General features: G+C 62.0%; 17 protein-coding genes. 4 read left to right on the forward strand and 13 right to left on the reverse strand.

What is annotated here, in order from left to right:
* The first annotated feature begins 463 nt into the window (after nt 1–463).
* Nucleotides 464–1,207 carry a sigma factor-like helix-turn-helix DNA-binding protein gene (locus RIC54_RS19820; RefSeq protein WP_350084613.1) on the forward strand — a complete coding sequence of 248 codons (744 nt, stop codon included), beginning with the start codon at nt 464–466 and terminating at the stop codon, nt 1,205–1,207.
* A gap of 24 nt (nt 1,208–1,231) precedes the next feature.
* Here RIC54_RS19820 and RIC54_RS19825 read toward each other — a convergent pair whose 3' ends face one another.
* The 3 genes from RIC54_RS19825 to RIC54_RS19835 form a co-directional block, all read right to left on the reverse strand.
* Entirely contained in the window at nt 1,232–1,513 is a 282-nt protein-coding gene (locus tag RIC54_RS19825) for a hypothetical protein (protein ID WP_350084614.1), read from the reverse strand.
* A gap of 140 nt (nt 1,514–1,653) precedes the next feature.
* Nucleotides 1,654–2,010, reverse strand: a complete 357-nt coding sequence (locus tag RIC54_RS19830; RefSeq protein WP_350084615.1) for a response regulator — start codon at nt 2,008–2,010, stop codon at nt 1,654–1,656.
* Nucleotides 2,011–2,056: 46 nt separating this feature from the next.
* Entirely contained in the window at nt 2,057–5,665 is a 3,609-nt protein-coding gene (locus RIC54_RS19835) for a chemotaxis protein CheB (protein WP_350084616.1), read from the reverse strand.
* 454 nt (nt 5,666–6,119) lie between these two features.
* On the opposite strand from RIC54_RS19835, the gene RIC54_RS19840 reads away from it, so the two are divergent.
* A complete protein-coding gene (locus tag RIC54_RS19840; RefSeq protein ID WP_350084617.1) occupies nt 6,120–6,680 on the forward strand; it encodes a sigma-70 family RNA polymerase sigma factor in 561 nt (186 codons plus the stop codon).
* A gap of 42 nt (nt 6,681–6,722) precedes the next feature.
* On the opposite strand, the gene RIC54_RS19845 is transcribed toward RIC54_RS19840, so the two are convergent.
* The 5 genes from RIC54_RS19845 to RIC54_RS19865 form a co-directional block, all read right to left on the reverse strand.
* The gene (locus RIC54_RS19845) at nt 6,723–7,139 is read right to left on the reverse strand and encodes a hypothetical protein (protein WP_350084618.1); all 417 of its coding nucleotides are present in this window, start codon (nt 7,137–7,139) and stop codon (nt 6,723–6,725) included.
* A 429-nt stretch (nt 7,140–7,568) separates the two neighbouring features.
* Entirely contained in the window at nt 7,569–8,561 is a 993-nt protein-coding gene (locus tag RIC54_RS19850) for a tetratricopeptide repeat protein (protein WP_350151359.1), read from the reverse strand.
* Between the two features lies 1 nt (nt 8,562).
* Nucleotides 8,563–8,970, reverse strand: a complete 408-nt coding sequence (locus RIC54_RS19855) for a hypothetical protein (RefSeq protein ID WP_350084621.1) — start codon at nt 8,968–8,970, stop codon at nt 8,563–8,565.
* Between the two features lie 85 nt (nt 8,971–9,055).
* On the reverse strand, nt 9,056–9,988 hold the full coding sequence (locus RIC54_RS19860) for a hypothetical protein (RefSeq protein ID WP_350084622.1): 933 nt from the start codon (nt 9,986–9,988) through the stop codon (nt 9,056–9,058).
* A gap of 2 nt (nt 9,989–9,990) precedes the next feature.
* Nucleotides 9,991–10,821 (reverse strand): CsgG/HfaB family protein, encoded by an 831-nt coding sequence (locus tag RIC54_RS19865; RefSeq protein WP_350084623.1) that lies wholly within the window; start codon nt 10,819–10,821, stop codon nt 9,991–9,993.
* A 320-nt stretch (nt 10,822–11,141) separates the two neighbouring features.
* Here RIC54_RS19865 and RIC54_RS19870 point away from each other — a divergent pair, with 320 nt between their 5' ends.
* Nucleotides 11,142–11,858 (forward strand): response regulator transcription factor, encoded by a 717-nt coding sequence (locus RIC54_RS19870; protein WP_350084624.1) that lies wholly within the window; start codon nt 11,142–11,144, stop codon nt 11,856–11,858.
* A gap of 61 nt (nt 11,859–11,919) precedes the next feature.
* Here RIC54_RS19870 and RIC54_RS19875 read toward each other — a convergent pair whose 3' ends face one another.
* The 4 genes from RIC54_RS19875 to RIC54_RS19890 form a co-directional block, all read right to left on the reverse strand.
* On the reverse strand, nt 11,920–12,420 hold the full coding sequence (locus RIC54_RS19875; RefSeq protein WP_350084625.1) for a hypothetical protein: 501 nt from the start codon (nt 12,418–12,420) through the stop codon (nt 11,920–11,922).
* A gap of 195 nt (nt 12,421–12,615) precedes the next feature.
* Complete coding sequence (locus RIC54_RS19880; RefSeq protein ID WP_350084626.1) at nt 12,616–13,311, reverse strand: LuxR C-terminal-related transcriptional regulator; 696 nt, start codon at nt 13,309–13,311, stop codon at nt 12,616–12,618.
* 521 nt (nt 13,312–13,832) lie between these two features.
* The gene (locus tag RIC54_RS19885) at nt 13,833–14,615 is read right to left on the reverse strand and encodes a LuxR C-terminal-related transcriptional regulator (protein ID WP_350084627.1); all 783 of its coding nucleotides are present in this window, start codon (nt 14,613–14,615) and stop codon (nt 13,833–13,835) included.
* A gap of 550 nt (nt 14,616–15,165) precedes the next feature.
* On the reverse strand, nt 15,166–15,738 hold the full coding sequence (locus tag RIC54_RS19890; RefSeq protein ID WP_350084628.1) for a sigma-70 family RNA polymerase sigma factor: 573 nt from the start codon (nt 15,736–15,738) through the stop codon (nt 15,166–15,168).
* Nucleotides 15,739–15,980: 242 nt separating this feature from the next.
* Between RIC54_RS19890 and RIC54_RS19895 the strand changes: the two genes are divergently transcribed.
* Nucleotides 15,981–17,747: a thiamine pyrophosphate-requiring protein gene (locus tag RIC54_RS19895; protein WP_350084629.1), complete on the forward strand. Its 1,767-nt coding sequence runs from the start codon at nt 15,981–15,983 to the stop codon at nt 17,745–17,747.
* Nucleotides 17,748–17,755: 8 nt separating this feature from the next.
* On the opposite strand, the gene RIC54_RS19900 is transcribed toward RIC54_RS19895, so the two are convergent.
* Nucleotides 17,756–20,029 carry a xanthine dehydrogenase family protein molybdopterin-binding subunit gene (locus tag RIC54_RS19900; protein ID WP_350084630.1) on the reverse strand — a complete coding sequence of 758 codons (2,274 nt, stop codon included), beginning with the start codon at nt 20,027–20,029 and terminating at the stop codon, nt 17,756–17,758.

Raw genomic sequence — 20,029 nt, forward strand, 5'->3', positions numbered from 1 at the left:
TCAAAGCCTCGGCCTGACTGTCGCGCCACGACAATCAACCCCCTTGCGCCCCGCCAAACCCGCGACGATCATCACGTCGCTGCGACCGGCAAATCACCATCCTGATTGTCGCGCACCTCTCACCCAGATTGTCGCGCTACACCAGAGCATCCGAGATCACCTCGGACAGCATCAAGTTGTCCTCAACGACCAGTACGCGCAAGCCACTGAGATAGCTTGATTCTCTTGCCACGGGAAACTCCAGTTCTAAGGTCTTCTGAAGCAGGGCAACTTTAAATAGTGAAATACTTTCTTGGGCATCTACCAATGCGACCTATGTGCGCACACTTGAACTCACGACTGCAAACTGTTGAGCGCAAAAACCGGAGTCGCAGAACCGAGGAGGCCCCAAAGCGTTGAAACCGTAAGCCCCTGCCATCGGTACCTAACCCTCTTGGCTGATCTCACTGTCGGAGATTCAACGATGGAAGAACAGTCGATCGTCTCACAACTGCCGGCATTGCTTCGCTACGCGCGCAGTCTGACCCGATCAAGGTATGAAGGTGAAGCGCTGGTCGAAACGGTGCTGACGTCATTGTTGGCCGGACAGACGGCGTTGGAGCCGTCGCTGTCCGTCCGCTCCGGGCTGCTGTCCCTGGTTCACCGGCACTGGATCCCGATGGACGTCGCGCCATCGAGCCCTGGCGATCTCGACAACCCCCTGTTCGCGGAACTGTCCCGCGCCGAGGCCGAGGACCGCGCCGTCCTTCTGCTCATTCGGTTCGAGGGCTTGTCGGTCGCCGAGGCCGCGCGGATACTCGGCAAGAGTCAGGCCGAGGTTGCACGGCGGCTGGTAGACGCTGAGCGCCGGCTGTTTCGGCAGGCGTATCCCCGGGTCCTCATTGTCGCCGATCAGCCGGAAGACGGCCTGGATCTGGACGAATTGCTGGCCAACCTCAGCTGCGAAGTCGTGGGGCCGGTCGACATTTCCGACGCAGCCGCAGCGGCGGCATTGGAACAACCGGACCTCATCCTCACCTTTGTCTCCCGGCAGAACATCGAAGCGAGCGTCGCCGCCACCGACGGGATCGACAGTCATCGCGGGATCCCGGTGGTCGTGCTGACAACCACCAACGGCGAAACCGCTGGCCGGCACACGGCTGCCTCCGACCCACTGGAGCGCACGGTGATCATGACCCTGATCAACCGGGCACTGGGCCGAACGTGACGCGGCACGCCTGCCTGACGGCCGTCAGGATTCCTTTGAACGGCCGTTGCGCGGCGCATCCAGCGTGTCGTCGCCGGCGGCAGGCTCACCGTCCAGCCGCTCATAGGCGTCACCGATGCGGCGGGCCAGCTCCTTCAGATGATCAGGAACTTCATCCTCGGCCGCGTACAATTCGTGAAGGTCGCGTAGTTTCGAGAGCAAGTCGTCGGACTCAAGCGGTTGCCTTGTCCATTCCGGTAATCGTTTCTCCCGTCGCTGGTCGGCCGGTTTGCCAACCGGAGGCTTACGCGGCGTTCTATCGACCATAACATTCACCTCGTCCCGGCGGCGATCTGAACGGCGCACCCTACAATAGCTGCCCAACGTCGTGAGAGCGTATTTAGTTCCAACGCCGATGTCACTCGTTCGAACAGGACCCAGACCCAGCGCCGAGATGGCCGCTGGACCTATTCGCCCGTCTGTCGGAAGCGCGCAATCATCCCGGAGAGCAACTCGGCGGCATCGACTGGTTTGGACAAGCACCGCTCCGCCTGGAATTTCCTCGGAATGATCGAACGATCGTCGTAGCCCGTCAGAAAGATGAACGGAATACCCCGTTCCCTCAGAACCTCTGCGATCGGGAAGCACCGGGCTCCCCGCAGGTTGATGTCCAGCAACGCGCCGTGCAGTTGCGCTTGTCGTGCCAATCGCAGGCCGACGTCGATATTGGGGGCCATGCCGGCGATCTCGCAGCCCCAGGCGTTCAACGAGTCGGCCGTGGCCTCGGCCAGCAGCAGGTCATCCTCGACGATCAGCACCTTCATCCCGACAAGACGGTCCGCACTGGATGCCACCGAATGCCTCCCGTTTTCAGCGATCGCCGACGTCCTGGATGTTCCCGTCGAGCGGAAACTCCAGATGGCAACGAACTCCCGCTGGGCGCGGGTCCAACTCCGCTTTCCCGTCGAGCTCGTACTCCACGCTTCTGCCGATGAAGCCGGCGCCGAAGCCTCCGGACAGCGGGCGGTTGACCGGCGGGCCGTCTTCCTCGATCCAGCTCAGGCGAAGGCGCCCGGCGTCACGGTCGCATTGCCAGGTGATTCGAATGCGCCCTGCGCGATCGGACAGGGCGCCGTACTTCACCGCGTTCGTCGCCAGTTCGTATATCACCATCCCCATGGTGGACGCGGTGTTTGGGGTCAGCGAGATATCCGGTCCGTCGATAGTGACGCGCCCTTCGTGCGCCCCGACCATCGAGAGCAGAATGGTCCGCACCAGGGTCTGCAGATCGGCGCCGACCCATTGCTCGGCCGACAGCAGTTCGTGCACGCCGGCTATCGCTTTCAGCCGGCCTTGGAACGCCGGGGTGAAATCCTCGAGGGATCTCGTGGTCTTGAGCATCCGGTGTGCCAGTGCCCCGATGTTGCTGACCACGTTCTTCACCCGGTGCTGCAGCTCATGCAGGAGAAATTCCTTATGCGATTCCGAGGACTTGCGAGCTGAAATGTCGACGATGGCGGCAATCGCGCCGCGGGTGGCGCCGTGTTGATCGAACAGCGGCGTCGCGGAAATCAGGACGTGGACGATGCTGCCGTCCGCACGCTCTAGTCGAGCTTCGAGGGCCGGTGTCACAACGCCCGATTGCACCGCGGTCTGCAGCGGCATCTGGTCCGATGCCAATTCGCGATCGTCTTGGTACAGCTTCCAGCCGGAGGCCACCGGCCGCAGGGCGATGCCCTCGTCGCCTTGGCCGAGGAGCCGCGCACCAGCCCGGTTCACCAGTACCTGGCCCTGATTCTCGGTGAACAGAACGCCGACCGGCAGAAGGGTAACCAGAGTCTCCAGGCTGTCGAGACGGTTGCGCAGGTCGACCGTCAACCGGTCGATCTGCGCTTCGGCATGGGTGATCCGGGTAATGTCGGTGAAGGTGATGACGACCCCGCCGATGACATTGTCGATCGTTCGGTAGGGCAGCACCCGCATGACATAGCGCGCCTCGCGGTCGATGCTCTCCACATGCCGTTCAATGGTCGACAAGGTCCGGAGAACCTTGCCGGCATCCTCCTGCACGGTGTCGGCGGAGAACCGGGCGCGGACGTGATCGATGCGCCGTCCGGCATCGCTTTCGACGAGATGGAACAGGTCTCTGGCCGCGGGCGTGAAACTCTGGATGGCCAGATCCCGGTTCAGGAACACGGTTGCGATCTGCGTGCTCTCCAGGAGGTTGGATATGTCGTTGTTGGCTTTGCTCAACTCGTCGACCCGAAGGCTCAACTCCGAGTTCACGGTCTGCAGTTCCTCGTTGGTCGACTGCAGCTCCTCCTTGGAGGTTTCCAGTTCCTCGTTGGCGGATTGAAGCTCCTCGTTGATCGAGGCCAACTCCTCGTTGCTGGACTTCAGCTCTTCATTCGAGGATTCCAGCTCCTCCGTGACGGACTGAAGCCGGTCCTTGGTTGCGCGCAGTTCGGCTTCCAGCTGCCACATGCCGTCGTGCTCGCGGTCCTCGACCGGATGCTCCGGCGCCGGGGCGCCATCGGGGCTGACTGCGCCGGCATCGCGGAAGACGATCATGTAGGCCGGATCGCTGGCGCCGCCGCTGCGAAGTGGCTGGACGAACAGATCGATCACATTCCGTCCGCCGCCGGTGCCAACGACGATGCCGCTATGAGCTGTGGGCTGGCCCGAGTTGATTGCCTTGTAAAGGGTCGCCCGGAGATCGAACCCCAGGCCACGCCGGGCCATGCTGAAGATGTTGATCTGCGGGGTGCCCGCCGGTAGTTCCAGGTACTTGCCGGTCCGGCCCGATGTGTGAAGCACTTCGCCCTCGGCGTTCACGATGACATAGGCCGGCACGAATTGTTCCAGCATCTGCCGCTCGGCCGACGATTGCAGTGATTCCGGCTGGTTCGCCGTACGCGCGCTCGCCGCCGGCGTTGGGCGCTTGCTGTCGAGGGTCGCCAGGGGAAACTCCGGAAGCCGGCGCTCGGACGGCTCGCGGCGCTGGAAGATGCGGTACGCCTTGTCGATCGTCGCAAAGAGCCGACTGTGCCGCGTAACATTCTCCGACGAACCCAGGAACAGAAACCCCTTCTCGTTCAGCGCGTAGTGAAACAACGGGATCAGCCGGTTCTGCAGGTCGGCGCTGAGGTAGATCAGCAGATTGCGGCAGACGATCAGATCGAGTTTCGAAAAAGGCGCGTCCCGCAGCAGGTTGTGCGACGAGAACAGGCAGATCTCGCGCAGGTCGCCGGCGATCCGGTAGGTTCCATCCTCCCGTACGAGATGCCGGCCGAGCAGATCCTTCGGAATGTCCCGTGCCATCGCCGCGGGGTAGCGGGCCGCGCGCGCGGTCTGCAACGCGCGTTCGTCAATGTCGCTGGCGAAGATCTGGGGTTTCGGTGGATCGGACAGCGTCAGCGCGTGTTCGCGCAGCAACATGGCAATAGAATACGCTTCCTCGCCGGTGGCGCATCCCGGAGACCACACCCGCACCGTGTCATTGGGGCCCTTGCCGTCAAACAGCCGGGGAATGACGTGCCGGCCGAGCGCGGAGAAGGCCTCCGCGTCCCGAAAGAAACCGGTCACGCCGATCAGGAGATCCTGCAGCAGAATGTCCACTTCAAGTGGCTCCTTGCGCAGGCGGCGTATGAACGACCCCATGTCGGTGATCTGCAGAACCTGCATCCGCCGCTGCACCCGCCGAGCGATCGTCTTGTCCTTATAGCCACTGAAATCGTGGCCCGTCCGGTTGCGCAGCAACGCGTAGATGTCCGACAACTGGCCCGGTGCGGCCGGCTCGTTCTCTATGCGCTTGCCGGAGCGCAGCGCCGCGTCGAGATGCTGGAAGTGGTCGCACAGCATCTTCGGAATTGCCTCGGCCGAGAGCGCATGGTCGACCATTCCGGAGCGGACCGCGCTGCGCATCATCCCGTCGTACTCAGCGTCGCTTTGAACAATTGTCAGTCCGCCATGCTCCTTCACGGCGCGCAGCCCGATGGTCCCGTCATTGCCGGTGCCTGACAGGATCACGCAGGCGCCACGCTCGCCTTTGTCACGCGCCAGCGAGAGCAGGAAGCTGTCGATCGGCGCGCGCAGACCGTGAGGCTCCGTAGGAGCACTCAGGCGAAGGCGATCGCCATCGACGGTGAGCGTCTTGTCGGCCGGAATGACGTAGACGCGGTTGGCCTCGACCAGCATGCCGTTCTCGGCCGGTACGACGGGCAAGCGGCTTGAGCGTTCCAGCACTTGGGGCAGCATGCTCTCGCGCTGCGGGTCCAGGTGCTGAACCACCACGAACGCAATCCCGCAGCCCGTATCGATGGCCGGAAGCAGTTTCTGCAGCGCGGCAATTCCCCCAGCGGAGGCGCCGATGCCGACCACACCAACTGTTCCGGAGCGTGGCGGTGAGCCGGAACCCGATCCGCCGTCTTCCGCCTCAGGGTTCTGCCCCTTGGCTGTCGCTGGCTTGCTTCTCGCCATTCGGCCGTGAACCCCGCTCTCTTCTCGACCCCAGCGAGCCGCTCCGGGTGTGCGCTTGGCCGAACGGTCGTTGAGGCAACGCTCAAGTACAATGCAGGTGTGCCCACCGTTGCGGCGTGTTTTCAGTTACGCCAGCGGGTCCCGGAACCCGGCCTTGGCGGCCAGTGGATGCCACGCACGGCACCGATTGCGGAGAATGCCATTGCCGTCCGGTTCCGACAACGATCCGTAGCATTTGGCCCGGGTGCGTCGTCCGGTGTGGAAACGGGACTTATCCGTACAGCGACAACGCGATAAACCGACCAGCGTTCCCGACGATCGGAGATTAACCTCGTAACTCACTATCACTAAAGATATCTTGGATATCCATGAAGCAGGTGCGAGGCTCAGGGGGAACTTCCCCGACGGGGAGTGTGTCAATCATCTTGGCGTCTGGCATTGAAGGGGGCCCTTCATGGGAGAGAAATTAACACCCATCAATCGTGAGATACTCGAACTGCTACCGTCACTGCGGGCGTTTGCCCGGTCTCTGACACGGAGTCCAGCGGACGCCGACGACCTGGTGCAGGAAACCTTGACCAGGGCACTGACCAACATCCGGCAGTTCACCCCCGGAACGAATCTTCGCGCATGGCTGTTCACGATACAGCGCAACCGCTTTTACGCCATCTGCTCCAAGCGTTCGCGCGAACCCGCCGTCATGGTGGATGATATTCAGTGGGCGCGCGAGGCTCCCAGTCAGCTCTGGTCCGTCATGCTCAGCGATGTCGACCGCGGATTCAATCGGCTCCCCAGCGAACAACGCGAGGCCCTGATGCTGGTCGGCGGGAACGGTCTCAGCTATGAGGAAGCGGCGGAGATCTGCGGTTGCGCTGTCGGCACCATCAAGAGCCGGGTCAGTCGAGCCCGATCCGCCTTGCTTCAGCTTCTCGAAAGCAGCGACCACATCGAGTTCCTGTCGGACGCAGAGGCCCCCGTCCTGCCGGAATACGGCCCTCCCGGTGGTCGCGGCTGACTCCAGGAATACGCGCCTGCATGCATCCGTCCCGGTCGCCCCTCATCCCTCCCAGGAGAGCAGGCGGAGGGGTTCCCGTTGGATTCCGGTGTGAATCAGTTGGATCCGGCATTTGATCGGCTGGTCGCCGATTACCGCAAAGGCGCGGATCGGAAGCAGTTCCGGCTCTTCGCGGGACAGGGTGCGGACGCTTGGGTGTAAGCGGATGGCGTCGTCCATGCCGGAGCGTCCGCCGGTCACGACCGGCAGCAGCCAGGCCGTGGCCTCCGAATTGGCGCATAAGATGCGATCCAAACTGGCCGACGCCAGCACAGTGGGATCGGGGAGATGTTCCATGAGCTGCGCGATCAGGTTGCGCATCCAACGGCGCGTCGCAATCTCGCGCCGCCTCGCGGCTCCCATGGGCCGGCCGATACGCCGCTCTGGGAATATCGGGGAGAAGTCGCAGTCCAGGCTCATGTGATCCTCCATTTGCCTCAAGCGCCCGTCGCAAGCGCCGGAAGCGGCTCCTGGCTGGTGTTGCAGATCTGCAGACGAAGCGGTGACCGGGCCCCGGGCAGACAGGTCGGTCGAGACGCGCACTGGCCGGGGTCGATCGCGGGGTACGCGGGCAATTGTTTCCGGCAGTGCTCCAGAACCTTGGCATCGGCGGCCCCAAGGGCCTGGCCGATCGACGGATCCGGGGAGTTGCCGTTCTGAGCGGTAGGCTTCATGGCGAAGGGGCCAGGCTGACCAGTGCGGTCTCCTCCGCCTCCGCTTCCGCCGAACAGGCTGGCCAGACCCATTGCCGAAGCGGCGGGTCCGCAGCCAGCGAGACCGGCTGCCATCAGGGCAACGGCCAGGTTTCGAGCGAGAGGGGGGAGGGCGCGCATGGAGGTTCTCCGCGCCCTACTGCCGAAACGCCGGTGTGCGCATCCCGCGTCGCACCATCCAGATCTGCGCAGCCTCGCCGGCCGTGCCCACCGCATCGCCGCCCAGCTTCTGGGCAAGTTCGTTCAGCACTTTCTGGATCGCGACTTTCGCTTCGCCGTTCGCTGTGCTGGCGGCGATCATCATCCATTTCAGGCCATCGACGGGATCCTGCGGCACGCCTTCGCCACGAACCTTCAGAATGCCAAGGCTGTACTGGGACCGGGAGTAGCCGGCGTCCGCCGCCTTCTGGAACAGCGCTGCCGCGCGCTCGACGTCCTTCCGGGTGTGCACGCCCTCAGCCAGAGCAACGGCCAGTTCATGAACACCGGCAGGATCTTCGGTCGCCGCTGCCTTCTCGAGCAGCCTGAGGCCCGTCACCGGATCCTTCGCGTGGCCGACGCCAGCGAGATAGAGCTGTCCAAGATTGGTTGTCGCGGCGGTCAACCCGGCGTCGCTGGCTCGTTGGAGCAGCGCGATGGCGCCCTTGAAGTCCTGAGCCGTTCCGTCGCCGCGTATCATGTGCAGCGCCAGAGCGTTCATCGCTTTCAGGTGGCCTTGCCGGGCCGCTTCGCGATACAGCGCAGTCGCGCGTTTCGCGTCGTGCTTCACGATCTTGCCTTGGGCATGCAACGCGCCGAGGGCGAAGAGGGCGTCCGGCTGGCGAAGTTCCGCGGCCGCTCCAAGCATCTGGACCGCCCGGCGGCGCTCCGCCTGTGAGGACTTGGTTGCAAGGAGCTGAATTGCCTGGCGGGTCATCTCCGCCGCCTGCGTCTCGCTTTGATCGGGGCGGGACGAACTGGTGGTTCCAGCGCTTTGGGCCAATCCGCCGCTAGGCTGCACCGCCAGCGCCAGTGTGATCGCGATCGGCAATGCATTGAGGAGCCGTATCGTCATTGTCGTCTTACCTCCGACCATCGGACATTCACGGGAAAGAAGAAGCGGCGCCCGGCGGACCGGTGCCGCCTTCAAGTCATTGGCGAACCATCGATTCCAGAGCCTCAACCAGAGCCCGCGCCTGCGCGGTTTGATTCAGGTTGTTGATGTCGGTCTGGGTCGTCGAGCCGGCCGTCTGGCTGCCGGGGCTCGTCTGGTCGCCGTTTGAGGAGATCGTTCCAGTGGAACCGTCGGACAGGTTCTGGGTGATCTCGTTGAGGTTGCCGATCGAGGTGGAGTTCGACGTGTAGGTGGTCACGAACTGCTGGATCAGGCCTTCGTTACCTTCGTTCTGAAGACGCTGCATCCGCTCCGAGAACTGGAATTGCGCCGCCAGCGACGGGGTCCGATCGGATCTGTAGGGCTGGTGGCCCATCTGCTGGGCCTCCGCGACACCATTGCCGGCGACCAGCAGAAGCCCGGCCATAACGATGATGTTTCGCATCAGTCTTCTCCTAGTTCAGGCATGCCGGTTGCGAGGGAGATAGCGGGGAAAGCCGAAGCTTTCCCCGCGCTCCAGCAATCGATCGTCAGTTGCCTCCGACGCCCGGGACGTTGACCGTGATCGACTTGTTGTTGCCAACCGCTGTTGCCACGGAGCTCACGATCGGACGATCCAGGGCGCCAAGGTTGGTGTAGTTGTTGAGCGTGACCCGACGGACGTCGGATACCGCACGCACATCGGCGAACGACCACTGCTGGGCGTCCATGATGAGCACTGCGTCGTCCGGGGTCGCCGCGTTCAGCTCGACCGTCAGGTTGTTCGCGACCGCAGTCGCCGAGCTGTCGACGGTGGCGTTCAGGATGTTCGAGACATCCGACAGCGCCGAGATGTTGGCCTTCTGCAGCCCACCGAGGCCGAGGAAGCTGTCGCCGCCGATCGGTCCGTCCGCGAAGCCGACCGCAACCTGGGCTTCGTGGATCTGGGTCGAAACGCCAGACGTGATGCTGGTGTTGTTGGCAACCGCGGTCGCCGCGGACACCACCGATGGCAGCTCGGTGAGCGCGTCATACGACCCGCTCGGCGGAACCACCACCGTGCCGAGATCCACGACACCGCTGACGATATTGCCGTTCTCGTCGATCGAGCCTGCGACGACCTCCACCTCGCCACCGTTGTCGGCGGTGAACAGGTTGGTGTTGCCGTCATAGATGAACGAGAAGGTCGCCTGGCCCAGATCAACTTCCCCGCCATCGGCGTTCGGCTGGTTGTTCTGGATGTTGGTCACCCGGGAGACCGCCCGGATGTCGCCGATCGAGATCTGAAGGTCCTCGACCATCACGATTCCCGAAGGATCGACGTTCACATCGATGTCCGCGTCGAAGTCGACGTCGGTGTGGACCCTGGCATCCCAGCGCCACTGAACCCTTTCGAAGGCATCGGCCTGCATCGGCAGGATCGCGAGGCCAAACGCCAGGGCCGATACGCCGGCCAACAGTCCGGCTTTGTAACTGCGCTCCATGATCATTCTCCCTTGGTGCGCCCGAGGTGTGCTTGTTGAAATTCGACCTGCTCGACGCCACACCCTTCAACGGCGGGCAAGCCTAGAAAGTCCGTCATGATTTCGTAGACAGCCATTTCCACGACGGACCTGACGCCGAGCTGAAGCGGTTCGTTCTGAATGCGTCCCGCGTCAAACTCGACGAGCCGACTGCCGAAGAAACGAAAGACGTTTGCTTCGACCTCGTACCCAAAGATTTGCTTTTGCAGAGAACTGACGTGCGCGACCGAAAAGGTCTGCGAGTTGACCACGCGGACATCGAGACCGACGTTGATGATGACGGTTCGTCCGCTGGCTCCAATGCCGGATACGTAGAGTCCGGCACCTTCGCTGAGAATGTTGTAGTTGAGCTCGGTCAGCGCACCCATGACCACGAAGTTGCTGGCCCGGACTGGTGCGCGATTCTCCAACGACAGAGTCGTCAGCTTCTGCTGCACCATACGAGCCTCGGCCAGGGGAATGCGTAGATCATATCGCTCGACCAGATGGGCGCGCTGGGTCTTGGCGAACGCGCTGATCATCATTTCCGTCACGCCCTGGCTCAGGACCGTGCTGTTGGTCGTCCGGTCGATCTGTCCGGTCTTATCCGTCACGTCTCCGACGGCGAACACCGGCAGATTGGTGGCTGGAGTTTTGGAGAGACTGACCAGGCACTTGGAGTACGGCGTGTTGTTGCTTGTTACTGGAAAGCCAATGACCGGCTGTACGCCTTTATCGGGATATACTTGCTGGGCTGCGCAGGCCGACAACGTAGTCGCCAGAAACATAGCCACCAGGGGTTTCTTTGCCGACATTTCATGCCTCGCATGTTTGATTTGAACATCGAAGCGCCCGGTTCCGAAAACCCAGTCGCCTTCAACTTGATTGGTAAAGATTATCGGTTTTTATTAAGTTATAAAGAACGCAGAGTGGGTATTTCGCGAGAAAAATAAGTACTCAAAAGTATATGATTGGATGAATTTGGATAAATATAGTGGAAAACACTCCGTAAGGAGTATTGTTTGATCCAAAAGTATAACGTTCCGTATTTGGTATTTGTAAGTTGCGTGAGGCGAACCAGTTTAGTGAGTTCAGGTTGTTGTTGGTTGGTGGTTATGCGCTGCCGGGATGGAACATGGACACAAGCATGATGGAGAGTGAGGGACGTCCCGGTTCCGCAGGCTGGCCGACCCGGGTGCTGATCGCCGTGCGGGATCCGGACCTGGTCGGGGACATTCGCACCGCGCTCACTGCCGCCCCATATCGGTTTCACCTTCTCGGGGTCGTGGACCCCAAGATCGACCCGGCGCTCGTCGCGTGGTGCGCCCGTGGCGATGCGGTGTTGATCGGGAGCGAGGAATGGGGCGCCCTGGGGAGACGCCATCCGAACGAGTTTGCGGCGCTGAACGAACGGCATACGGTCGTCGTGATCTGCACCGACGAGCAGTTCGCCGATGTGCTGTTGATCAAACGCGGAACTCCGTCCGGTCTTGTGGTGCAGGACCGTCGCCACGCTTTGTCGGCCGAAATGATCGAGGTCGCGCTGCACGGCAACCTGGTGATCAGCGAAGCCCAGTTCGATCGGGTCCGCCGCAACGCTCATCGTCTTTCGATCGTGGGCCAGCTGGGACAGCGCGACAGGGCGGTCCTCAACTGGTTGGCGACCGGACTGTCGAACGAGGCCATCGCTGATGCGCTGAAGGTTTCGATCAGCGAGGTGAAAGTCTCCATCGCCTCGCTGATGCGACGGTTGAAGCTGAAAAAGCGTGTGGCGCTCGCAGTTTTCGCGGTCTCGGCCGGACTGTCGCCCAGCGGCGGTCGGGGCAGGTCGGCGGTCAACGCCCAGGACTAGCCGCCTGGCATCGCGATCCGGGGCGCGTCATCCCGCCGAACGCCGCGCCGCCGGCAGATCATCAATGCGGCAATTGCCCAATCCACGAATCGATCGCCGAGTAGGATATGCCGTCGCCGGCCGTGCCTGACCAGTTGGCCGCAACCGGTTGCGCATCGAGCATGGTGATCCATTCCCCGGGAAGTGCGGTGCCGCGCGAATAACCGATCCCGACCGACCCGGTGTACGATGCCAGCCGCCAACCGAGGCCGCTCAGTCCCAGGCCGCCCTGTCGACCGGCACCCGGCAAGAACGCGTCACTCGGGACCGAGACGAACGCGGGGGCACGTCCGCCAAAACGCGAGATCTCAAGTAACGCGCCACTCGCCGACCGAGCCAGGTTGTCGGGCCGCTGTCCGCGCAGTTTCTGGTTGAGCAGTGCTTGTCGGTAGGCCGTGCTCATGCCGAATCCGGCCCTTGCGGCAAAAGGCTGGTAAGGTTGGTTGTTCAACTGAGCGTGAGAGGGGCTCAATCCCCCTACCATTACTAACAAGAACGCAGCGAAAAAGACTGAGCGTTTCATGTCGCACCTTCGTGTCAATTATCGGTACCGCCGATACCGTGCGGCTACTCTACCGTTAGATGGGGATGCCAACGGGCCAATCTCCAGGGCAAAGTGACCGGGTCACTCTCCTTCGCTCGACTGTTCCGAACGCTCAGGGACATTCATTGATAAAAAGAGGGAGCCTTCTCCCGGAGACCGGTTGCGGCGCCCGCTCTACTCGGCCCCAAGGTCAGCAACGTCCCTGGTGTGTCCGTTCTCGACGGCCCAGATCGCCGCCTGGGTCCGGTTCTTGAGTCCGAGCTTCTTCAGCAGCGCCTTGATATGAGCCTTGACGGTGCCCTCGGTGATCTGGAGCTGATTGGCGATGAGCTTGTTGGAACCGCCATTCACCAAGCAGGCGACGATCTGCAGTTCGCGTTCCGTAAGCGGCGATCTCTGGGCGCGGGGGCTGAAACCGTCCAACGACCGCTGGAAGTGCATCGGATCCCGCACGCCGCGTGCCGAAGTCAGCACCGTTGCCAGATCCGTCGGGAACACCTTCTCGCCAAGCAGGACCAGTGTCAGCGATTGTAGCAACGCGTTGGCTGAGAGATCCTTGAGCAGATAACCGTCCGCGCCGGCTGTCAGCGCTGCGATCAACCGTGGCAGTTCGACGGTGTTCCCCAGGAAGATGGTCTTTGCCGCGGGTGCCAACTGCGAGATGTGACACAGCAGTTCGTCCAATTCACCGGCGCGGGACGAATCCTCGACCAGGACGATGTCCACGGCCTTGTGATCGACCATGCCGTCAAGCTGCTTATGCGACGCTGCATCCGCGACGATGTTGAACGCGCTGCCATTCAGAATATGCCGCATCCCCTCTCGAAAGAGCCGGCTGGTATCGATAATGACAATATTCTTCTCGTCCACTCTTCCCTCCCGCGAGCGTTGCAAGCAGGCTTCACCTCTTCACATTGCGATACTACAATGAGGGTGCGTAGACCTGGTCGCTTTTTTTAATCTATGCCGAAGTTCCTCTTTACCTACAAAAACATCAAACTGACGTTGAGATAATTAGTGTATCTATTTTTTCTTAATATCGTACCGCAATTATTGGGGTATATCGTATTCTCCATATTGGACATTTTTTGAGTATTAGAGTCTAAAGAGATATTTTGTCATACCTATTTGGATATCCTGATCGCTACTCGGGAGCCTCGGCCCGACGGCCGAGTGTTGGCGCGCGACTGTGAATAAACAGAACTGGGTGGCTGCCGGTATGTGTCGATAGTGCCGCACGGGTGATCGCGGTTCCGGCGCGGCGGGACTGTTTGGTGCGGAAGCAGGGGAGGGCCGTGCGGTGGCATCGGTCTGGACGGTCAAGGATTGCCATTCATCGCACCGTCAAATCCGAACGCCCGTCAGTCCGATGTTGACCATGGTGCGCCGGGTCACAGCGACCGGTACTCCATCGAGTCGGGAACGCCACAGGGTTTCCTCAGGGGAAGCCTTGCCATGGTGCTGGCGTGTGCCCGTTCCCGCCATAGGCCTAGTCCGGATGGAGACGGGGCCGTCGCCCGGGTCCTTGCCCAGACGGCGGCCTGGGTACGGTTGCTGAGGTTGAGCCGCCGGAGCAGCGTTTTGACCAGTACCTTGACCGTTGGGAGCGAGCGGCGCAGGTGTGCCGCGATTTCCTTGTTGGACAGGCCGCCGGCCAGCAATCCAATCAACTCGCGGTCCTGGACCGACAGCCGTGTCGCGCTGTCCGGAAGATGGATTGCGGCGCGGTTGGGGTCACCCAGGCCCGATAGCAGTCCCAGCAGGTTGCTGGGGAACACTCCGCCGCCGGCCATGACCACGTTCAGGGACTGTACGAAAGCGGCGGCGGAGACATTGTTGAGGAGGTATCCGTCGACGCCTTGCAAGAGGGCGCGAATGAATCGGTCTTTCTCCAACCGATCGGCTATGACAATGGCCTTTCGAGGCCGCCACGCCGACTTCGCCGCACCGATCTCCGCATCAGACCACTCCGAGCCGCAACAACTGATCAGCAGAACGAGGTCGATTTGCCCCACGTCGTCCGGCGGGGAGATCACATTCTCGGTGACAACAACCGAGTGGTACGCCGTTCCGCTCAGAACACTTCGAAGGCCCTCCTGGAACAGGCGTCCATGCCCCAAGATGGCAGTACGGTAGATCTCCTGCATCGCAATACCGTCGATTCCCGTGAACACAGAATATGTCCCGTTGCGACAAGAGGTTGAGCGACTGATTTGTTCCGCCAGTTCATTTCAAAAATGAAACAATTATGAATTGTCGAATATTATTATATATTCACCCTTTGATGATGTTTTTGGATCTCAGCCCGGTGTGGTTACTGCCATCGCTGCAAACTGCAGAAGGTGTGCGAGAGCACCCGTGGCTTCGGCACCGGACTTGGAGCGACGGCCTGCTACCGGTTCCGTGGGCTCGTGTCCAGGGGGTGCTGGTCATGCGGTGCGGACATAGCCGAGTGCGGCGACCCGCTTCTGATCCGGCGGATCGGCCGAGAACCGGAGGACGAGTCCCAACAAGGCCACCGATCACCGTGTCGTCGGCTCGACGGTCGCGTCGACCGGCATGAAAGCCCGGCCGTGAGGCACACAGCGTCTCTCACACCATACCGTCGGCCAGAACGATCGGTGCTTCGCGATGAATGCCGATGTCAAACCGCTTCCGTCCTGGTGAAGGCTATCCTTGTCGACGGTCTCAGAGGATGTTCCGTCACATGCCGGGACTAAGCGATCAATGGTCTGCGGCAGCGGAGGCGGATGCGCGTTCCCGGCCCACGATCATCAGTACAGCAGTACTCGGCAGGAAATCCGCGTCATTCTTGATCTTGAGAATATGAAGCAGAGTTTCCCGAGCTCGGTTGACGCGACTCTTGATCGTGCCAAGGGCGCAATTGCAGATTTCAGCGGCTTCCTCGTACGTAAGTCCGTTCCCGCCGACAAGCATCAGTGCTTCTCTCTGTTCACTCGACAGCTTGCCCAACGCGCGGTCCACCTCATTCAGCGCGACCGTCCATTCCTGTGAAGCCGCAGCCTGAATGCCCGGAAGTTCATCGACCGCCATGATCGGTTCGCGTACCCGCTTGTGGTAGGCTGTATAGAAGCAGTTCCGTTCAATCGTGAAGAGCCAGGCGCGCAGGCTGGTACCCGGAGTGAACTGACGAATGCTGGCGATCGCCTTCATCAGCGTGTCCTGAACGAGATCGTCGGCGTCAACGGAGTTGCTTGTCAGCGAGCGGGCATAGGCACGCAGGCTGGGGAGCAGATCGACCAACTCATCGTGCATCGCCGTCATGCGCTCATTCATGGTGAGGAACCTTCCGACCGCGCTTGGGCGGCCCGCTGGTGGGTATTGTCTCCCCCCTCACTGGGAATGACGCCTGAACGGTCAAAGAATTCCCCGTCACGACGGTCTCAACGGACATGCCGGTTCGCTGGCCAACCGAGATCACGGAGGTTCGCCGTCAACCTCGTCTGATCGGTGGAACAAGACGCGGCCGCAGTCGATTGGCGACACAGCACTTCGCGATCGACAAGGAGAAGCCCCTCATGTCCCAGACAACCGCCGACTATATGCTGTCCCGACTGTCCGAATGGGGAGTGCGGCGCATCTACGGCTATCCCGGTGACGGCATCAATGGGATCCTCGGTGCCCTTGACCGGGCTTTGGATAATTTCGAGTTCGTGCAGGTCCGCCACGAGGAGGAGGCGGCCTTCATGGCCTGCGCCCACTCCAAGTTCTCGGGGGAGGTGGGCGTCTGCATGGCGACCTCCGGTCCGGGCGCGGTGCATCTCTTGAACGGCCTGTATGACGCCAAGTTGGACCACCAATCCGTGGTGGCGATCATCGGCCAGAAGGAGCGGGGGACCATAGGAGGCAGCTATCAGCAGGAGATCGACCTGCTGTCATTGTTCAAGGATGTGGCGCACGAGTACGTCCATATGTGCTCAGCACCCGTCCAGATGCGCCACCTGATCGACCGGGCAATGCGGATAGCCAAGGCTGAACGCTGCGTGACCTGCGTCATCGTCCCGAACGATGTCCAAGATCTCCCTGCGGAGCAGCCAGCGCACGAGCATGGAACGTTGCACTCGGGGACCGGGTTCGTCCCCTTGCGGCTGGTTCCGCACCAGGATGACCTTGCCTGCGCGGCCAAGGTCCTGAATGCCGGCCAGAGGGTCGCGATACTGGTCGGTGCGGGTGCGCTCGGTGCGACCGACGAGGTGATCGAAATCGCCGAGGTCCTCGGGGCCGGCGTGGCGAAGGCGCTTCTCGGCCGAACGGCGGTTCCGGATGACCTGCCATTCGTTACCGGACAGATCGGCTTGCTTGGAACCCGCCCCTCCTGGGAGCTGATGCGGGACTGCGATACCCTGCTGATGGTTGGCTCGGGTTTCCCGTACTCCGAGTTTCTGCCGAAGGAAGGGCAGGCTAGGGGCGTGCAGATCGACGTTGATCCGAGGATGCTGTCGGTCCGCTATCCGATGGATGTAAATCTGGTCGGGGATGCAGCGGAGACCCTGCGTGCGCTGATCCCTCTGCTGACGCCCAAATCGGAACGAAGCTGGCGGAACGACATTGAGAAGAAGGTCGAGAACTGGTGGGAGGAGGAGCGCGACCGTGCGCACTTCGAGGCCGAGCCGATAAACCCCGAACGGTTGTTCTGGGAGGCATCGCCGCGTTTGCCGGATGGCGCCATCATCACGGCCGACTCTGGAACAGCCGCCAACTGGTTTGCTCGGGCCCTCAAGCTGCGGCGTGGAATGATGGCCTCGCTGTCAGGAACGCTCGCCACCATGTGCCCCGCCATTCCCTACGCGACGGCTGCCAAGTTCTGCCATTCGGACAGGGTCGCCGTTGCTTTCGTCGGGGACGGAGCCATGCAGATGCTTGGCCTGAACAGCCTGATCACCATCGCCAAGTACTGGAAACGCTGGCAGGACCCGCGGCTTGTGGTTGCTGTGCTGAACAACCGGGATCTCAACCAGGTAACATGGGAACTGCGCGCACTGGGCGGTTTCCCGAAGGTTGAGGAGACGCAGAACCTGCCCGATTTCGCATATGCCGAGTTCGCCAGGATGCTCGGCCTCGACGGGATCCGCGTCGAGTCGCCGGATGAAATTGGACCAGCCTGGGACCGCGCGTTGAACGCCGACCGTCCCTGTGTGATCGACGCGGTGGTTGACCCGAACGTCCCGGCGTTGCCTCCGCACATTACCTACGAACAGGCCAAGAACTACCTGACGGCCGTAATCAAAGGCGACCCGGAGGCTGCCAAGATCGTGCGCCAATCGTTCAAGCAGGCCTTTGCATGAACGGCCGATCAGGACAGGAGGGATTCAACACGGATCGGCAGGTCGCGAACGCGCCTGCCGGTCGCGTGATAGATTGCGTTTGCGATCGCGGCCGGCGTGCCGACATTCCCGAGTTCGCCCAGCCCTTTGACGCCGACCGGATTGACGTCACTGTCGTGCTCGGGAACCAGGATTACCTCCACCTGATCGACGTCGGCATTCACCGGAACCAGATAATCCTGCAGGTCTCTGTTGAGATAGCGCGCCGTATGGCGATCGATCTCGGTCGCCTCGTGCAGCGCACATCCGAGACCCCAGATCATTCCGCCCATGAGTTGACTGCGCGCCGTGCGGGGATTCATGATCCGCCCGCCGGCGAATGCTCCGACCATTCGCGGCACCCGAACTTCGCGCGTGCGGCGATGGACGCGCACCTCCACGAATTCGGCGCCGAATGCGCATTTGATCCGGGGGCCGCTCATCCCGCCATGCATTGGCGTTTGTCCGGCGTAGAGCTTCCTGATGGAGTCCGCATTCATCCCTTCCGGGACGAACTCCGCGTACTCCTCGAGAACACCCTCGTTCGTCCTGGCGAGCGCGTCACCGAGGTCCATGACCACCGGCCCGGGCCCCAGGATCTTTCCCTCCTTGATCTCCAGAGTGCTAGGTTCGAATCCGGAGAACGGCCCGCCATCAGCGGCGACGACGGCGCGAAACAGCCGAGCGCGGACGCTGTTGCACGCTTTGAGAATCGCCGAACAGACGCTGGCCGTCGAGTTCGAGCCGCCGGACACGGGAGCCGGCGGAAGCGTGCTGTCGCCCGTCTCGACATCAACCGCATCGACCGGGATGCCGAGGCACTCGGCTGCGAGTTGAGCCGAGACCGTGCGGATACCGGTTCCGATCTCGTGCGAAGCCGTCTGCACCGTTGCGTGACCGTTGGGATGCAAGCAGACCCTGGCGGTCGCGGCGCCGATGTTTGAGGGATACATGGCGGTTGCGCATCCATAGCCGACGATCCAATCACCATCCCGCATGGAGCCGACTTCCGGATCGCGGTCGGACCATCCGAACGCTTCCGCCGCTTCCTCGTAGCAGCGCATCAACGAGCGGCTGGTGTATGCGGCGCCGTTGATCGGCTCCTTCATCGTGTCGTTGATCCTCCGGAACTCGATCGGGTCCATCCCGAGTGCCTCTGCCATCTCGTCCATCGCGCTTTCGAGCGCGAACATGTATGGCGTTTCGGGTGGAGAGCGCATGTAGCCAGGAGTGTTCCGGTCTGAGCGAACCAGATGCACCTTGGTTGCGACCGACCCGAAACCATACAGCTTCGCAGTCGTGTCGGTACCAGCGACGAGATAGTCGTCGGGCCGGGATGTCACTTCCCAGCCATCGTGACCGTATGCGGTGATCCGGCCGTCGGCGTCGGCACCCAGGCGAATGCGATGTCGGGTTTCGGCGCGGAAGGTGGCAGTGGTGTATCCCTGGTCTCGCCTGACAACACACCGCACCGGCCGGCCGATCCGCCGGGCGGCCAGGGCGACGATGGCGGTACGGGGCGTCATCGGCCCTTTGGAGCCGAACGCCCCGCCGATGAAACGACTAACGATGCGAACCCGCGCCGGATCCATCTTCAACTCGGCTGCAAGCGCGTTACGCCAACCGTGGACGTTCTGACTCGGCTCATAAACCGTGAGGCGTCCGTCCTCCCAGACCGCTGTGGTCGAGAACAGTTCAAGCGGGTTGTGGTGCTGGGTCGGCGTCGAGTAGGAGGAGTCGATCGTTATCGGAGCCTTGGCATACGCATGGTCGAAGTCTCCAACAGCGGGATCCTCGCGTCCCGCAACCTCGGAGGCGTCGACGGTTTCGGCACCGTCTGAGTCGAAACCGGCAGATGGGGCCACCGTGCCGACATAGTCTACGGCGATCAGGCGGGCGGCCTCTTCGGCGGCTTCCGGAGCGTCAGCGACTACCAAAGCGACGATCTGACCATCGTGCCAGATCCGGGGTTCGTGCAGTGGTCCGATGGAGGTGCTGCTCACCCCGAAACGTGGCTTCCCGAGCTGTCCATTGATGCTGGTGTAGGACAACACTTCGATAACACCCGGAACGGCCCATGCTTCGTGATCGTGGATCTTGGCAATCCGGCCGCAAGCAATAGTACTGGTGACCAGCACACTGTGAGCCAGATTCGCGATCGGAACGTCGGCCGGATACCGGGCCTCGCCGGTCACCTTCAGCCGGCCGTCGACCCGGGGAGCAGGCAGCCCCATGTTGATCATTTCCGGTGCCTGATCGGACAT

It is taken from the genome of Thalassobaculum sp. (assembly GCF_040219215.1).
Taxonomy (GTDB): Bacteria; Pseudomonadota; Alphaproteobacteria; order Thalassobaculales; family Thalassobaculaceae; genus Thalassobaculum_A.

Bases quoted from the DNA above. Each gene is read 5' to 3' on its own strand.
- RIC54_RS19820 (WP_350084613.1), top strand. From the start codon at position 464: ATGGAAGAACAGTCGATCGTCTCACAACTGCCGGCATTGCTTCGCTAC.
- RIC54_RS19825 (WP_350084614.1), bottom strand. From the start codon at position 1,513: ATGGTCGATAGAACGCCGCGTAAGCCTCCGGTTGGCAAACCGGCCGAC.
- RIC54_RS19830 (WP_350084615.1), bottom strand. From the start codon at position 2,010: ATGAAGGTGCTGATCGTCGAGGATGACCTGCTGCTGGCCGAGGCCACG.
- RIC54_RS19835 (WP_350084616.1), bottom strand. From the start codon at position 5,665: ATGGCGAGAAGCAAGCCAGCGACAGCCAAGGGGCAGAACCCTGAGGCG.
- RIC54_RS19840 (WP_350084617.1), top strand. From the start codon at position 6,120: ATGGGAGAGAAATTAACACCCATCAATCGTGAGATACTCGAACTGCTA.
- RIC54_RS19845 (WP_350084618.1), bottom strand. From the start codon at position 7,139: ATGAGCCTGGACTGCGACTTCTCCCCGATATTCCCAGAGCGGCGTATC.
- RIC54_RS19855 (WP_350084621.1), bottom strand. From the start codon at position 8,970: ATGCGAAACATCATCGTTATGGCCGGGCTTCTGCTGGTCGCCGGCAAT.
- RIC54_RS19860 (WP_350084622.1), bottom strand. From the start codon at position 9,988: ATGGAGCGCAGTTACAAAGCCGGACTGTTGGCCGGCGTATCGGCCCTG.
- RIC54_RS19865 (WP_350084623.1), bottom strand. From the start codon at position 10,821: ATGTCGGCAAAGAAACCCCTGGTGGCTATGTTTCTGGCGACTACGTTG.
- RIC54_RS19870 (WP_350084624.1), top strand. From the start codon at position 11,142: ATGGACACAAGCATGATGGAGAGTGAGGGACGTCCCGGTTCCGCAGGC.
- RIC54_RS19875 (WP_350084625.1), bottom strand. From the start codon at position 12,420: ATGAAACGCTCAGTCTTTTTCGCTGCGTTCTTGTTAGTAATGGTAGGG.
- RIC54_RS19890 (WP_350084628.1), bottom strand. From the start codon at position 15,738: ATGAATGAGCGCATGACGGCGATGCACGATGAGTTGGTCGATCTGCTC.
- RIC54_RS19895 (WP_350084629.1), top strand. From the start codon at position 15,981: ATGTCCCAGACAACCGCCGACTATATGCTGTCCCGACTGTCCGAATGG.
- RIC54_RS19900 (WP_350084630.1), bottom strand. From the start codon at position 20,029: ATGTCCGATCAGGCACCGGAAATGATCAACATGGGGCTGCCTGCTCCC.